General features: G+C 64.2%; 14 protein-coding genes. 11 read left to right on the top strand and 3 right to left on the bottom strand.

Annotated elements, in window-relative coordinates; translation table 11 throughout:
• Positions 1–46: 46 nt before the first annotated feature.
• Positions 47–202 (top strand): Thivi_2564 family membrane protein, encoded by a 156-nt coding sequence (locus ABIB73_RS25530; protein ID WP_254116026.1) that lies wholly within the window; start codon positions 47–49, stop codon positions 200–202.
• Between the two features lie 87 nt (positions 203–289).
• On the opposite strand, the gene ABIB73_RS25535 is transcribed toward ABIB73_RS25530, so the two are convergent.
• The 3 genes from ABIB73_RS25535 to cysD all read right to left on the bottom strand — a co-directional run bounded on the left by ABIB73_RS25535 (position 290) and on the right by cysD (position 5,570).
• Positions 290–2,455, bottom strand: a complete 2,166-nt coding sequence (locus ABIB73_RS25535; RefSeq protein ID WP_354228523.1) for a malate synthase G — start codon at positions 2,453–2,455, stop codon at positions 290–292.
• Between the two features lie 383 nt (positions 2,456–2,838).
• Complete coding sequence (gene cysC, locus ABIB73_RS25540; protein WP_354228525.1) at positions 2,839–4,755, bottom strand: adenylyl-sulfate kinase; 1,917 nt, start codon at positions 4,753–4,755, stop codon at positions 2,839–2,841.
• A 20-nt stretch (positions 4,756–4,775) separates the two neighbouring features.
• Entirely contained in the window at positions 4,776–5,570 is a 795-nt protein-coding gene (gene cysD / locus ABIB73_RS25545; protein WP_354228629.1) for a sulfate adenylyltransferase subunit CysD, read from the bottom strand.
• Positions 5,571–5,815: 245 nt separating this feature from the next.
• On the opposite strand from cysD, the gene cysG reads away from it, so the two are divergent.
• The 10 genes from cysG (at position 5,816) to ABIB73_RS25595 (ending at position 15,007) form a co-directional block, all read left to right on the top strand.
• The gene (gene cysG / locus ABIB73_RS25550; RefSeq protein ID WP_354228526.1) at positions 5,816–7,252 is read left to right on the top strand and encodes a siroheme synthase CysG; all 1,437 of its coding nucleotides are present in this window, start codon (positions 5,816–5,818) and stop codon (positions 7,250–7,252) included.
• Positions 7,249–7,566 carry a DUF2849 domain-containing protein gene (locus tag ABIB73_RS25555; protein ID WP_354228528.1) on the top strand — a complete coding sequence of 106 codons (318 nt, stop codon included), beginning with the start codon at positions 7,249–7,251 and terminating at the stop codon, positions 7,564–7,566. Before cysG ends, ABIB73_RS25555 begins: the two co-directional genes overlap by 4 nt.
• An 11-nt stretch (positions 7,567–7,577) precedes the next feature.
• Complete coding sequence (locus ABIB73_RS25560) at positions 7,578–9,233, top strand: nitrite/sulfite reductase (protein ID WP_354228530.1); 1,656 nt, start codon at positions 7,578–7,580, stop codon at positions 9,231–9,233.
• Positions 9,220–9,735 (top strand): DUF934 domain-containing protein, encoded by a 516-nt coding sequence (locus tag ABIB73_RS25565; protein ID WP_354228532.1) that lies wholly within the window; start codon positions 9,220–9,222, stop codon positions 9,733–9,735. The genes ABIB73_RS25560 and ABIB73_RS25565 overlap by 14 nt, the downstream gene beginning before the upstream one ends.
• A complete protein-coding gene (locus ABIB73_RS25570; RefSeq protein ID WP_354228534.1) occupies positions 9,732–10,463 on the top strand; it encodes a phosphoadenylyl-sulfate reductase in 732 nt (243 codons plus the stop codon). The genes ABIB73_RS25565 and ABIB73_RS25570 overlap by 4 nt, the downstream gene beginning before the upstream one ends.
• A gap of 124 nt (positions 10,464–10,587) precedes the next feature.
• Positions 10,588–11,589 (top strand): sulfate ABC transporter substrate-binding protein, encoded by a 1,002-nt coding sequence (locus ABIB73_RS25575; RefSeq protein ID WP_354228536.1) that lies wholly within the window; start codon positions 10,588–10,590, stop codon positions 11,587–11,589.
• Between the two features lie 37 nt (positions 11,590–11,626).
• Entirely contained in the window at positions 11,627–12,463 is an 837-nt protein-coding gene (cysT, locus tag ABIB73_RS25580) for a sulfate ABC transporter permease subunit CysT (RefSeq protein WP_354228538.1), read from the top strand.
• 11 nt (positions 12,464–12,474) lie between these two features.
• Positions 12,475–13,386, top strand: a complete 912-nt coding sequence (gene cysW / locus ABIB73_RS25585) for a sulfate ABC transporter permease subunit CysW (RefSeq protein WP_354228540.1) — start codon at positions 12,475–12,477, stop codon at positions 13,384–13,386.
• The gene (locus tag ABIB73_RS25590) at positions 13,376–14,410 is read left to right on the top strand and encodes a sulfate/molybdate ABC transporter ATP-binding protein (protein ID WP_354228630.1); all 1,035 of its coding nucleotides are present in this window, start codon (positions 13,376–13,378) and stop codon (positions 14,408–14,410) included. Before cysW ends, ABIB73_RS25590 begins: the two co-directional genes overlap by 11 nt.
• A 93-nt stretch (positions 14,411–14,503) precedes the next feature.
• Positions 14,504–15,007, top strand: coding sequence for a CAP domain-containing protein (locus ABIB73_RS25595; protein WP_354228632.1), 504 nt, complete (start codon positions 14,504–14,506; stop codon positions 15,005–15,007).
• Positions 15,008–15,075 lie beyond the last annotated feature (68 nt).

The raw sequence follows: 15,075 nt of genomic DNA on the forward strand, positions 1-15,075 counted from the left end.
TGGGCGTTAATATGCCAGTAGCAATTTGCCTGAAGGGGGCCTCGCGATGCTCGTCGGCGTACTCGTCACCTTTCTCGTCATCATCCTCGTTCTTTATCTCATCAACATGTTGCCGATGGACGGCCGCGCCAAGCAGATCGCGCGCGTCGTCGTCATCATCATCGGTGTCGTGTCGCTGTTGAAATACCTCACGGTGTTTTAGCGCAGCGGCGAGTTGGCGTAGCCCGGATGGACATCCAACAAAAAAGCCCCGGCGTGAGCCGGGGCTTTGACGTTCGAACGTCCGCGCTCAACCCGCCGCCTTGGCCTCGCGGCGGCGCGCGGTGAGGATGTATTCGGTGTAACCGTTCGGCTGCTCGCGTCCCCTAAAGATGAGGTCGCAGGCGGCCTTGAAGGCTGTGCCGTCGAAGGCGGGCGCCATCGGCTTGTAGATGGCATCGCCCGCGTTCTGCTTGTCGACGACGACGGCCATGCGCTTCAGCGACTCCATTACCTGCGCTTCGGTGATGACGCCCTGGTGCAGCCAGTTGGCGAGATGCTGGCTGGAGATGCGCAAGGTGGCGCGGTCTTCCATCAGGCCGACATCGTGAATGTCGGGCACTTTGGAGCAGCCGACGCCCTGGTCGATCCAGCGCACGACGTAACCGAGAATGCCCTGGCAGTTATTGTCGATCTCCTGCTTGACATCGTCGGGCGCCCAGTTCGACTTCGAGACCGGGATGGTGAGGATGTCCGAAAGCTTCGCGCGCGGACCGCCCTTGGTGAGCTCCTGTTGGCGCGCGATGACGTTGACCTGGTGGTAGTGCAGGGCGTGCAGCGTCGCCGCGGTCGGCGAGGGAACCCAGGCGGTGGTGGCGCCGGCCTGCGGATGGGCGAGCTTCTGCTGAAGCATGTCCGCCATCTTGTCGGGTGCCGCCCACATGCCCTTGCCGATCTGGGCGTGGCCGGGCAGGCCGTCGATCAGGCCCATGTCAACGTTCCAGTCCTCATAGGCCTTGATCCAGGCCTGCGCCTTCATCTCGTTCTTGCGGATCATCGGACCCGCTTCCATCGAGGTGTGGATCTCGTCGCCGGTGCGGTCGAGGAAGCCGGTGTTGATGAACATGATGCGCTTCGAAGCGCGTTGGATGCAGGCCTTGAGGTTGACGGTGGTGCGCCGTTCCTCGTCCATGATGCCGACCTTGAGCGTGTTCTCCGCAAGCCCCAGCATCTTCTCGACGCGGTCGAAGATCTCGCAGGTCAACGACACCTCGTCCGGGCCGTGCATCTTCGGCTTGACGATGTAGGCCGAGCCGGTGCGGCTGTTCTTGGTCTTGGAGCCGCCTTTCAAGTCATGAATGGCAAGAAGCCCCGAGACCGCGGCATCGAGCAGGCCTTCCGGAATCTCCTCGCCGGTCTCGTCCAGCACCGCGTCGGTGAACATGTGGTGACCGCAATTGCGCATCAAGAGGAGGCTGCGGCCGTGCAGCTTCACCTCGCCCTTGCCGTCCGGCGTCTTGTAGATGCGATCGGCGTTGAGCGAACGCGTCAGCGTCTTGCCGCCCTTCTCGAAGTCGGCCGACAGCGTGCCGTTCATCAGGCCGAGCGTGTTGCGGTAGACCAGCACCTTGTCCTCGGCATCGACGGCAGCGACCGAGTCCTCCATGTCGAGGATGGTCGATACGGCGGACTCCATGATCATGTCGGCGACACCGGCGGGATCGTCCTTGCCGATGGTGCTGTTGCGGTCGATCTTGACCTCGACGTGCAGGCCGTTGTTGGCGAGCAGCACCGCGGACGGTGCGGCCGCATCGCCCTGGAAGCCCGCGAACTGCGCGGCGTTCTTCAGCGCGGTGGCGTTACCGCTCTTCAGCTTCACCGCGAGCTGGCCCGCAACGACGCTGTAAGCCGTAACGTCGGTGTGGCTGCCGGTCGCGAGCGGCACGGCGGCATCGAGGAACGCCTTGGCCTTGGCGATCACCTTGTCGCCGCGCGCCGTGTTGTAGCCTTTGCCGCTCTCGGAAGGATCGTGCGGGATCGCGTCGGTGCCGTAGAAGGCGTCATAGAGCGAGCCCCAGCGCGCATTCGCCGCGTTCAGCGCATAGCGCGCATTGGTCAGGGGCACCACCAGCTGTGGGCCGCAGATCTTGCCGATCTCCTCGTCGACATCAGCGGTCTCGACCTTCTGCGTCGCGGGCTCAGGGACCAGATAGCCGATCTCCTTCAGGAACGCGGTGTAGGCATTGATGTCGAAAGCCTTGCCCTTGTTGGCGCGGTGCCACTCGTCGATCTTGGTCTGCAGCGTGTCGCGGACCGCCAGCAGCGCGCGGTTCTTCGGCCCCAGCTCCTTGATGATGGCGGCAAGCCCGGCCCAGAATGCGTCCGGAGCGATCCCCGTCTTGGGGGCAGCTTCCTTGGCGATGAAATCGAACAGGACGGGAGCGATCTTCAGTCCGTGGGCGTCGACGCGTTTCATGATGGGCTTTCTTGTTGGAAATGGCGTTTTTTTTGGCTGCTTTTGACCCGACAGCAGCAAAATGCGCCCGCAAAGGGCGGCTTTCGGGATCCTATTAGCCCCAAAATCGGGGCCGTGAGAAGGCCCCCGACGTCTGTCAAAATGTCAAGGCGAGGTGGGACTTGCGGCGCCTGCAATTTGCGCACGGTGAATGCGACTGAGCACACTCTGCTCCCTCCCCCTTGCGGGGGAGGGCAGGGGAGGGGGTAGCCCCAGGAAAAGGAGTGTCCGAATTCGACGATGCAGTCAGCGCACGCTGATCGAGAGAGGCCCCGCGTGGCACCCCCTCCCTAACCCTCCCGCAAGGGGGGAGGGAACGCACTGCATGCGCGGATGCAGTGCGTTCAAATATTCGCGGCGAGATCCACGACTTCGTCGAACAGAACACCGGTCGCCTTCAGCATCTGCTCGATCTCGTCAGCCGCGTTCGCGACTGTCCGCGCAGACGTGTCGATCACGAGCTCGGCGGCTTCCGGCGTCTCGTAGTCGTTACCTATGCCGGTGAACGACGCGAGCGCGCCGGCGCGGGCCTTTTTGTAGTGGCCCTTGGGGTCGCGCTCCTCGCAGATCTCGGCCGGCGTTGCGACGTGGATCTCCCGGAATGCGGTATCCGCGATGCGGCGCGCGGTGGCGCGGTCCTCCCGGGCCGGCGAGACGGCGGCGACGATGGCGATGTGGCCGTTACGCGCCAGATGCGTTGCGACCTCGGCGAGGCGGCGGATGTTCTCGCTGCGGTCGGCGGCGGAGAAACCGAGATCGCTGTTGAGCCCGGCGCGCAACGTGTCGCCGTCGAGCAGGATCGGAGAGCCGCCATTGGTGAACAGCCGCCGCTCCAGCGCCTTTGCCAGCGTCGACTTGCCGGAGGCCGGCAGGCCGGTGAGCCAGACCACCGCACCGTTGTGGTGATAGCGCGCGGAGCGCTCGTCGGGCCGCAGTGCGGATTCCACAGGAACGATGTCGACGGGTACGGCGCGCTGGCCGGCATCGACCGACAGCACCAGACCGCCGCCGGCGATACGGCCGGAGACCTCGATCACGAGACGCCCGGTGCGCGGGTTCTCGGTGTAGGGATCGGTTGCGATCGGATTGGACAGCGAGATGTCGATCTCGCCGACATGGTTGCGGCCGATCGCCTTGTTCTCGACACTCGAGAGCTCGCCGGGATCGACTGCCTTCTCGATCGCAACGACGGTGGCGCGGCTTTCCTTCGGCCCGCAGCGCACGAGGAGCTGGTCGCCCTTGGCGAGCGGCTTGTCGTGCAGCCAGAAGATACGCGCGCGCAGCCGGCGTGTCTCGCGCGGGGCGGCGTTCGCATGGGCGATGATGTCGCCGCGCTCAACGAACAGCTCGCGGTCGAGCGTGATGCCGACCGAGCGGCCGGCGCCCTGACGTCCGGCAACCGGCGTCACCGGCCAGCTCTCGACCGTCCTGATTTTGGCGATCTTGCCCGCCGGCATGATCACGATCTCGTCGCCGGCGTTGAGGCTGCCGGACTCGATGCGGCCCGCCACGATGCGGCGGTCGTCGAACTTGTAGATCGCCTGCACCGGCAACCGCAGCGCCAGCGCTTCGAGCGGCCGCGCCGGCTCCAGCCGGTCGAGCGCCTCGACCACCGTCGGCCCCTTGTACCAGCCGATGCGGTTAGTACGCTCGGCGACGCCGTCGCCGTCGCGGGCGGAAATCGGGATCACTGCCGTGGGCTTCACGCCGAGGCTTTGCAGATGTGCCGAGATCTCGTCGCTGATCACCTTGAAGCGTTCGGCAGAGAAGTCGACGCGGTCCATCTTGTTGACGACGATGGCGACCTGCTTCACGCCGAGCAGATGCAGCAGATAGCCGTGCCGCCTTGTCTGGTCGCGCACGCCCTCGAGCGCGTCGATGATCAGCACCGCGCCGTCGGCTTGGGAAGCGCCGGTGATCATGTTGCGCAAAAATTCGGCATGGCCGGGCGCGTCGATCAGGACGATGTCGCGCGAATTGGTGCGGAAGCGGATCTGCGTGGTGTCGATGGTGATGCCCTGGTCGCGCTCGGTCTGGAGCGCGTCAAGCAGGAACGACCATTCGAACGGCATGCCGCGCCGCGCGCTGACGGCTTTGAGCATCTCGAGCTTGCCGTCTGGCAGGCTGCCGGTCTCGTGCAGGAGGCGGCCGACCAGCGTCGACTTGCCGTGGTCGACATGGCCGACGATGACGATGCGCACTTGCGGACGCGTAGTCCCGTTCGGGGTAGCCGGCGAAGCGGGGGTGACGATCATGTTCATAGCCGCGTTGCGTCCTAAGGTCAGAGATAGCCGGCGACGCGCAGGCGCTCAAAGGCGTCCTCGGTCTCGTGGTCGAGCGCGCGGCCGGCGCGCTCCGGCACCTTGGTCTGTTCGAGCTCGATCAGGATCTCGTCGATGTTCGACGCGGTCGAGTTCACCGGGTTGGTGATGTCCTGATCGCCCAGCGAGCGGTAGCGCTTGCCGTCCTTCGCCAGGTACAGCGGAATGATCGGGATGTTCTCGCGCTTGGTGTAGGCCCAGATATCGGCCTCGGTCCAATGCAGGATCGGATGGATGCGCAAATGCGCGCCTTGCGGCGGCGACGCATTGAAATGATCCCAGAACTCCGGCGGCTGGTCGCGCACGTCCCAATTGCCCTCGAGCCCGCGCGGTGAGAACACGCGCTCCTTGGCGCGCGTCGCCTCCTCGTCGCGGCGGATGCCGGCGATCAGGCCGTCAAAACCGTATTTGCCAAGCGCCATCTTCAGGCCTTCGGTCTTGCGCGCGGCGGAACGGGCGGCGGGCGGCAGCGTTGGGTCGACGGCATCGATGGGCGGGCAGGGCTCGACGCGGAGGTCGAGTTCCCACTCCTTCCCGTAATGATCGCGGAAGCGATACATTTCCGGAAACTTCTTGCCGGTGTCGACATGGAGGGCCGGGAACGGCAGGCGGCCGAAGAACGCCTTGCGCGCCAGCCAGATCATCACGTTGGAGTCCTTGCCGAGCGACCACAGCAGGGCGATCTTCTTCAACCGGGCAAAGGCCTCGCGGAAGATGTAGATGCTCTGTGCCTCAAGCTGGTCGAGATGGTCCATGCTCGGGGCAAGGTTCGGAGAAAATTCTTGCGCGGGTACGCGCTCGGCAAGCGCCAGACCGGTCAGTCGATCAGCAGCGGAATCGTCCTTGAGAAGATGCATCTCTGCCACTTTGCGTTTGGAGGCGAAAATTCTATAGTTGCAGCGCGGGAGAGAAGAAAAAATTTTCTCTTTGCGCGCTAGAAACGACACATATATAGAAAATAATTCCAGTCAACCCCGGATGTGGGGGAAGCGAGTATCGCATGCGGTTCTTGCCGGTGTTTCTCGATCTCAAGGCCGGCCCGGTGGTCCTCATCGGTGCGGGTGAGCTTTTGCGCGCCAAGCTGCGCGTGCTCGCCGCCGCCGGCGCATGCATCCGCGTGCATGCGATCGACGGCAATCACGATCTGAGGCTCAACTCCGAGGACGCTGCACGCATCGAAATCGCGACCGACGATCCGCTGACAGCCGATCTTGCCGGCGTTATCGCCATCATCTGCGCGGGCGCGGGCGATGTCGGCGTTGCGATGTCGGTTCGCGCCAAGGCGTTGGGCCTGCCCGTCAACGTCATGGACGATCTCGAGCATTCCAGCTTCATCTTCCCGGCGATCGTCGATCGCGGCGATGTCGTGGTCGCGGTCGGCACCGGCGGGACCTCGCCAGTGGTGGCGCGGCGCGTACGCGAGAAGATCGAGGCGCTGCTGCCGGCCCGCATCGGCGAGCTTGCCGAGTTCATCGGCGGCTTCCGTAAATCCATCAACGAGCGCATCGGCGAGTTTCCGCTGCGCCGTCGCTTCTGGGAGCGCGTCGTCGACGGTCCGATCGGTGCCTCCGTGCTCGCTGGCCGCAAGGGCGAGGCGGAAGCTGCGCTCAAGGCTATTTCCGATCCGTCCGGCTTCGCACGTGCCGACAAGCCGGAGGGCTCCGTCACGCTGGTCGGCGCCGGCCCCGGTGATCCCGACCTGCTCACCATCAAGGCGCTGCGCGCATTGCAGGACGCCGACATCGTCTTCCACGACGAACTGGTCTCTCCCGAAATTCTCGACCGCATCCGCCGCGACACCACGCGCATTCCGGTGGGCCGCCGCGTCGGCAAGCCCGGCATCGGCCAGGACGCCATCAACAAGCGGATGATCGAGGCCGCACAGTCCGGTCAGCGCGTGGTGCGGCTAAAGGGCGGCGATCCCTTCGTGTTCGGCCGCGGCGGCGAAGAGGTCGAAGCCTTGCGCGCGGCCGGTATCGCCTATTCGATCATTCCCGGCATCACCGCGGGGCTCGGCGGCGCCGCCGATTTCGAGGTGCCACTCACCTACCGTCACGAAGCGACCCGCATCACCTTCCTCACCGCGCACAAGGCGCGCGATGCGGAAGCCGTGGACTGGTCGACGCTGACCGACACCAGGATGACCGTCGTGGTCTACATGGGCATGACTGCGGCGCCCGCGATACGCGCCGGCATGTTCGCCGCCGGCCGTTCGCCGGAGACGCCGGTCGGTGTGTTCGCCCGGGTCACGCGTCCCGATGCACAAGGCGCGATCGGTATGCTTCGCGACCTGCCCGAGCTGGTGCGGCGGACCAATGGGGGTCCCGCCATCCTCATCATCGGCGACGTGGTCCGGCATGCCGGTTCGCTTCGCCGCGAAACCCCCGAGAAAACCCCAAAGCAAATCATCTCTGACCTCCTGGATGCAGCCGAATGACCTCCCCGCTTGAACAAAAGAAAATCAAAATCGCCGGCCCCTCGGTCGTGACCGCCAATCGTACCTGGGACGGCATCGTGGTTTACCGCACCGCCGCCAAGAGCTGGTCTGCGGACCTGTCCGAGGCCGCGATCGTGCGCAACTCCGACGAGGCAAAAGCGCTGCTCGCGGAGTCCGTCGCCGATGACGTCGGAGCGATCGGTCCCTATATCGCGCCGGTGCAGATCGGCGAGGACGGCAAGGTTGAACCCGGCAATCTGCGCGAACAGATTCGCCGCACCGGCGTGACCATCGGGCAGCCGGTCCAGGTTTAAGGCACTCACTCATGTATGCTTACGATGAAATCGACCGCACGCTCGTCAACGAGCGCGTCTCGGAGTTCCGCGACCAGGTGAAGCGCCGACTCTCCGGCGAGCTCACGGAGGACGAGTTCAAGATCCTGCGGCTCCAGAATGGCGTCTATCTGCAGCTGCACGCCTACATGTTCCGCGTCGCGATTCCCTATGGAACGCTGGCGTCGAACCAGTTGCGGCAGCTCGCCCATGTCGCGCGCAAATACGACCGTGGCTACGGCCATTTCACGACGCGGCAGAACATCCAGTTCAACTGGATCAAGCTCGCCGAGCTGCCGGATGCGCTGGCCGACCTTGCCGAGGTCGGCATCCATGCGATGCAGACTTCCGGCAACAACATGCGCAACGTCACCTCGGACCAGTGGGCCGGCGTCGCGCCGGGCGAGATCGAGGATCCCCGCATCTGGTCCGAGCTGATCCGCCAGCACACCACGCTGCATCCGGAATTTTCGTTCCTGCCGCGCAAATTCAAGATCGCGATCACCGCGTCGGATCACGATCGCGCCGCGATCAAGATCCACGACATCGGCCTGCGCCTGATCAAGAACGAGAAGGATGAGACTGGCTTCGAGGTGCTGGTCGGCGGCGGCCTTGGCCGTACGCCGTTCATCGGCAAGACCATCAAGCATTTCGTGCACGGCCGCGACATCCTGAGCTATATCGAGGCGATCCTGCGCGTCTACAATCAGTACGGACGTCGCGACAACATCTACAAGGCACGCATCAAGATCCTGGTGCACGAGCTCGGTATCGAAAAATTCTCGCGCGAGGTCGAGGAGGAGTGGCAGCACATCCGCAACTCCTCGCTGCAGATTGACGATGAGGTGATCGAGGACATCCGCTCGCGCTTTAGCTATCCGCCCTACGAGAAGCTGCCGCACATGCCGGACGAGCTGCGCCAGGCGGCGGCCGATCCCGACTTCGAGGCGTGGCGCAAGAACTCGGTCGCTGCGCACAAGAACCAGGGCTATTCGATCGTCACGATCTCGCTGAAGCCGATCGGGGGGCCTCCGGGCGATGCCACCGCCGAGCAGATGGACGCGCTCGCCGATCTCGCCGACAGATATTCCTTCGGCGAAATTCGCGTTGGACATGAGCAGAACCTGGCACTGCCCCACGTCGCCAAGCGGGATTTGCCGGCGCTCTGGAAGGCGCTCGACAAGCTCGGGCTGGCGACGCCGAACGTCAATTTGATCACCGACATCATCGCCTGCCCGGGGCTCGACTATTGCTCGCTGGCGAATGCGCGCTCGATCCCGATCGCGCAGGAGCTGACGCGGCGCTTTGCCAATCACGAGCTCGCCAATCTGATCGGCCGGCTGCACATCAACATATCCGGCTGCATCAACGCCTGCGGCCATCACCATGTCGGCCATATCGGCATTCTCGGCGTCGAGAAGAACGGCGAGGAGGTCTATCAGATCACCATCGGCGGTCGTGCCGACGAGAATGCCGCGCTCGGCAATCTGATCGGCCCCGGCGTCAAGTTCGACGAGGTCGCCGACGTCGTCGAGGACATCGTGGAAGCTTATCTCGCGCTGCGCGAGCGGCCGGAAGAGCTGTTCATGGACACGGTAAGACGTCTCGGCGTCGAACCTTTCAAGGAGCGCGTCTATGCCGCTCGTTAACGGCGGAAAGATCTCCGACGACAGCTTCGTCAAGCTTGCCGTCGATACGCCGCTGCCCGAGGGCGGCGACATCCTGGTGCCGGCCGAGCGCTTCCTGAGCGAAGCGGATGCGTTGCTGAAGCGCGGCGGCAAGGTCGGCGTGATCTGGCCGAACAACCGCGACATCGCTGAGCTGGTGCCCTATCTCGGCAAGATCGCCGTCGCCGCGTTGGTGTTCCCGAACTTCCGCGATGGACGGGCCTACAGCCAGGCGCGGTTGCTGCGCGAGCGCTACGGCTATCGCGGCGAGTTGCGTGCCACGGGCCAGGTGCTGCGCGACCAGTTCGTGTTCATGCTGCGCGCCGGCTTCGATTCCTTCGAGGTCAAGAAGCAGGCCGACGCGGAAGCCTTCATACAGACGGCGAAGCGCTATTCGGTGTTCTATCAGCCGACCGGCGACGGCCGCATCACGGCGCTGCACCGACGCATGCAGCTGCGTCATTCCGAGGGTGTCGGCACGTGAACGCGATTGCACCTGAGGTTTCCTCGGTATCCGTCTCAGCGCTGCCCTCAGCGGAGGAGCTCGATCGCACGCTGCGCGATGCTTCGCCCGCGGAAGTCATCGCCGCGGCCCTGAAAGCGGTCGGTCGCGACAAGCTCGCGTTGGTGTCGTCGTTCGGCACGGAATCGGCGACGCTGCTCAAGGTGATGGCGGATGTCGATCCGGCGATCCCGGTCATCTTCCTCGACACCGGCTGGCTGTTCGAGGAGACGCTGGCCTATCGCGATACGCTGATCGCGACGCTCGGATTGAAGGACGTCCGCTCGGTCAAGCCAGCGGAGGAGGTGCTGTCGCGCGAGGATCCCGAGCGTGATCTTTGGTTCTCCGATCCCGACGCCTGCTGCCGCATCCGCAAGGTGGAACCGCTGGCGCGTGCGCTCAAACCGTTCTCGGGCTGGATCAACGGCCGCAAGCGTTTCCAGGGCAACGCGCGCGCCGACATTCCGGTGGTTGAGGACGACGGCGCGCGGTTGAAGTTCAATCCCTTCGCCAATGTCTCGCGCGAGGAGCTCGAGGCGATTTTCGTCCGCGCCAAATTGCCGCGTCATCCATTGGCAGAGTCGGGTTTCCTCTCGGTTGGGTGTATGCCTTGCACGAGCAGAACGGCCGAAGGCGAGGACGCGCGCGCCGGTCGCTGGCGCGGCCGAGCCAAGACAGAATGCGGCATTCACACGATGAAGATTTCGTAGCACAGCTAAGCTGCCCGGCTACAAACAAGGAAATCCGGTTCCGTTGACTTAGGAGCGTTTCGACCCGAGTTATGCCCGCGTGCCATCGATGACGCCGATGTCGTCGAGGTGAATGGAGATGGACATGATCCGCCGTATCGTTCCGCTCATGGCAGGCCTGCTCGTCACAGGCTGCTTGGCAAGCTCGGCTCTCGCCGCTGACATCAATTTGTTGAACGTGTCGTATGATCCGACCCGCGAGCTCTATGTCGAGTTCAACAAGGCGTTCGCGAACGCCTATCAGAGGGAGACCGGCAAGAGCGTCGAGATCAAGCAGTCGCATGGCGGCAGCGGTTCGCAGGCGCGCGCGGTGATCGACGGATTGCAGGCTGATGTCGTGACGCTCGCGCTCGCCTATGACATCGATGCCATCGCCGCCAAGGGCCTCACCGCAGCTGACTGGCAGAAGCGGCTGCCGCAGAATTCATCGCCCTACACCTCGACCATCGTGTTCCTGGTGCGCAAGGGCAATCCCAAGGGCATCAAGGACTGGGACGATCTGCTCAAACCGGGCGTTGCCGTGATCACGCCGAACCCGAAGACTTCAGGCGGGGCGCGCTGGAATTATCTGGCGGCCTGGGGTTTCGCGCAGAAGAAATACGGATCAGTCGACAAGGCCAGGGATTTCATCGGAAAGCTCTACCAGCAGGTGCCGGTGCTCGACACCGGCGCGCGTGGCGCGACCGTGACCTTCGTCGAGCGCGGCGTCGGCGACGTGCTGCTCGCCTGGGAGAACGAGGCCTACCTTGCGCTGAAGGAATTCGGTCCGGAGAAGTTCGAGATCGTGGCGCCGCCGCAATCGATCCTCGCGGAACCGCCGGTCGCGATCGTCGACAAGGTTGCCGATAAAAAAGGCACCCGCAACGTCGCCGATGCCTACCTCCAGTATTGGTACACCAAGGAAGGTCAGGAGATTGCGGCGCGCAATTTCTACCGTCCGCGCGATCCCGAGATCGCTAAAAGATATGAAAACTCCTTCGCAAAGGTCGAGCTGTTCACGATCGACGAATTGTTCGGCGGCTGGACCAAGGCGCAGAAGGAACATTTTGCCGACGGCGGCGTCTTCGATCAGATCTACAAGAACTGATCGGGCGCTGTCTTAAGAGGCATTAGCAGGGGGCCTGGTGAGCGCAATCGCAGCACGACGCCGGACATTGCCGGGCTTCGGTCTCACGATGGGACTGACGCTGTCCTGGCTGTCGGTCATCATCCTGATCCCGCTCGCCGGCCTGTTCCTGAAATCACTCGAGCTGAGCCCCGAGCAGTTCTGGGCCATCCTCTCCAGCCGCCGCACGCTGAATGCATTGCGGGTCTCCTTCGGCCTGGCCTTCGCGGCGGCCTGCGTTAACCTTGTGATGGGCAGCATCATCGTCTGGGCGCTGGTGCGCTATCGCTTTCCCGGCCGGCGGCTGTTCGATGCCATCGTCGACGTTCCCTTTGCGCTGCCGACCGCGGTGGCCGGCGTCGCGCTAACCGCGCTGTTCGCCGAGAAGGGTTGGCTCGGCGCGCCGCTTGCGGCGCTTGGCATCAAAGTGGCGTTCACGCCGCTCGGCATCTTCGTCGCCATGATCTTCATCGGCATCCCCTTCGTGGTGCGTACCGTGCAGCCGGTGCTCCAGGATCTCGATCCCGAGATCGAGGAAGCCGCCGGCAGCCTCGGTGCCAGCCGCTGGCAAACCATCATTCGCGTGATCCTGCCCTCGCTTGCGCCGGCGCTGCTCACGGGGCTTGCGCTCGCCTTCGCGCGTGCGGTCGGCGAATACGGCTCGGTGATCTTCATTGCCGGCAATCTGCCGAACGTCTCCGAGATCGCGCCGCTCCTGATCGTGATCCGGCTGTCCGAATTCCGCTATGCCGATGCGACCGCGATCGCGGTCGTCATGCTCGTCGTGTCCTTTGTCATCATCTTCGCCGTGAACCGGTTGCAGCGCTGGGCGCAGAACCGGATCCCGGTGCATTGAGGGGGGATGCGATGACGATGCAGATCGCCGACTCAGTCTCGCTCTCCTCGCCCGACGCGAAGGCGCGCGCGCATGCGGCGGCCGCGCAGGACAACCTCCGCACCGAACCCAAGGCGGTGCGCATCGCCATCATCACGCTGGCGATATTGTTCCTCAGCGTCTTCGTGGTGCTGCCGCTGGTCGTGGTGTTCGCGCAAGCCTTCTCGAAGGGGATTCTTGCCTATCTCGCTGCGCTCGCCGAGCCGGAGGCGCTGGCGGCGATCCGGCTGACGCTGCTGGTCGCGGCGATCTCGGTCGGCCTCAATCTCGTGTTCGGCCTGGTCGCCGCCTGGGCGATCGCCAAGTTCGAGTTCAAGGGCAAGACCTTCCTGATCACGCTGATCGACCTGCCGTTCTCGGTGAGCCCGGTGATCTCGGGTCTCGTCTTCGTGCTGCTGTTCGGCGCGCAGGGCTATTTCGGCGGCTGGCTGCGCGATCACGACATCCAGATCCTGTTCGCGGTGCCCGGCATTGCGCTCGCCACCACCTTCGTGACCTTCCCCTTCGTGGCACGCGCGCTGATCCCCCTGATGCAGGAGCAGGGCACGCAGGAAGAAGAAGCCGCGATCTCGCTCGGCGCGTCCGGCTTGCAAACGTTCTTCCGCGTCACGCTGCCCAACATCAAATGGGGCGTGCTCTACGGCGTCCTGCTCTGCAACGCGCGCGCGATGGGCGAGTTCGGCGCGGTCTCCGTCGTCTCCGGCCATATCCGCGGCGAGACCAACACCATGCCGCTGCTGGTCGAGATCCTCTACAACGAATACCAGTTCGTCGCCGCCTTCGCGATCGCCTCGCTGCTGGCGATGCTGGCGCTGATCACGCTGATCGCCAAGACCCTTCTCGAAAATCATCTGGATGAAGGACACGACGACCGTGACGATTGAAGTCAGGAATCTCGTCAAGAAGTTCGGCAGCTTCAAAGCCCTCGACGGCGTCGACCTCAAGGTCGACAATGGCGAGTTGCTGGCGCTGCTCGGACCCTCAGGCTCCGGCAAGACCACGCTGCTGCGGATCATCGCCGGACTCGACTGGCCCGATTCCGGCGAAGTCTCCTTCAACGGCGAGGACGCGCTGGCACAGGGCGCGCGCGAACGTCACGTCGGCTTCGTGTTCCAGCACTACGCGCTGTTCCGCCATATGACGGTGTTCGAGAACGTCGCCTTCGGCCTGCGGGTGCAGCCTCGCGCGATCCGCAAGGACGAGGCGACGATCCGTGCGCGCGTAAAAGAGCTGCTCGATCTCGTGCAGCTCGACTGGCTTGCCGACCGCTATCCGAGCCAGCTCTCCGGTGGCCAGCGCCAGCGCATTGCGCTCGCCCGCGCGCTCGCGATCGAGCCGCGCATCCTTTTGCTCGATGAACCCTTTGGCGCGCTCGATGCCAAGGTGCGCAAAGAGCTGCGCAAATGGCTACGCTCGCTCCATCACGAGATCAACGTCACCTCGATCTTCGTCACCCACGACCAGGAAGAGGCGCTGGAAGTCGCCAACCGCGTCGTGGTGATGGACAAGGGCAGGATTGAGCAGATCGGCTCGCCCGACGACGTCTATGAAAGCCCGGCGACCGCCTTCGTCCACGGCTTCATCGGCGAGTCCATCGAACTGCTGGTCCAGGTCGAAGGCGGCGTTATCAGGCTCGGCGACCGGCCGCTCGCTTTCGCGGCAGATGGGCTTGCGCCTGGCGCGTCAAGACTGTTCGTGCGGCGACATGACATGCTGGTCGGTCCCCCCGGCAGCGGCGCCTTCGAGGGCGCCGTGCAGCATGTTCGGAATTTCGGTCCGGTGCAGCGGGCCGAGGTCGCCTTGCTCGGCGGCGAAACCATCGAGATCGACGCGCCCCGCGACAAGGAACTCCGCACCGGGGACGCCATCGGCCTAAACCCCCGCCGCTACCGGATATTTGCGGGCTAGGTGCGCCAGCCGAAGGCTCAAATTTTCCGCAAAATTCACCTTTCAGCCACGGTTGGTATGCAACAACGGCCCCTCATTTGGGGGCTCCTGCACATGCGCGCTGCGGCCGCGATATCAATCACTTTGCTTCTTGCCGGCTGTGCGGGCAACGAAGCGCCGGTCCAGCAGCCGTCCATGTATGCCGATATGTCCGTGCCGGGCTCGAAGCTGGATGCCCAGGCCGCCGCGATCATGATCTCGCAATACCGCCAGAACAACGGGCTCGGCACCGTCATCATCGATCCCGACCTGATGCGACTTGCGGAATCCCAGTCCCAGGCCATGGCCGCTGCCAACAAAATGGACCATGACGTCCGCGCGCCGCTCGCCAAACGCCTCAGCGCCGGTGGCTATCCGGCCGCCGTGGCGGTCGAGAACGTCTCGGCCGGCTATCATACTCTGGCGGAAGCATTTTCCGGCTGGCGCGACTCGCCTCCGCACCGGGCGAACATGCTCAAGAGCGGTGTCACAAAATTGGGCATAGCGGCGGGCTATGCTCCAGGCACCAAGTACAAGGTGTTCTGGACCATGATCCTGGCGTCGACGGACTCCCGATAAGCCAGACTTGATCCCGGGATGCATTGACGCCGCGGCGAACTGTCGCCACGGTCGCTCGCCTTCTGCTA

Origin of the sequence: Bradyrhizobium sp. F1.4.3, from assembly GCF_040548375.1 — a bacterium.
Classification (GTDB): Bacteria; Pseudomonadota; Alphaproteobacteria; order Rhizobiales; family Xanthobacteraceae; genus Bradyrhizobium.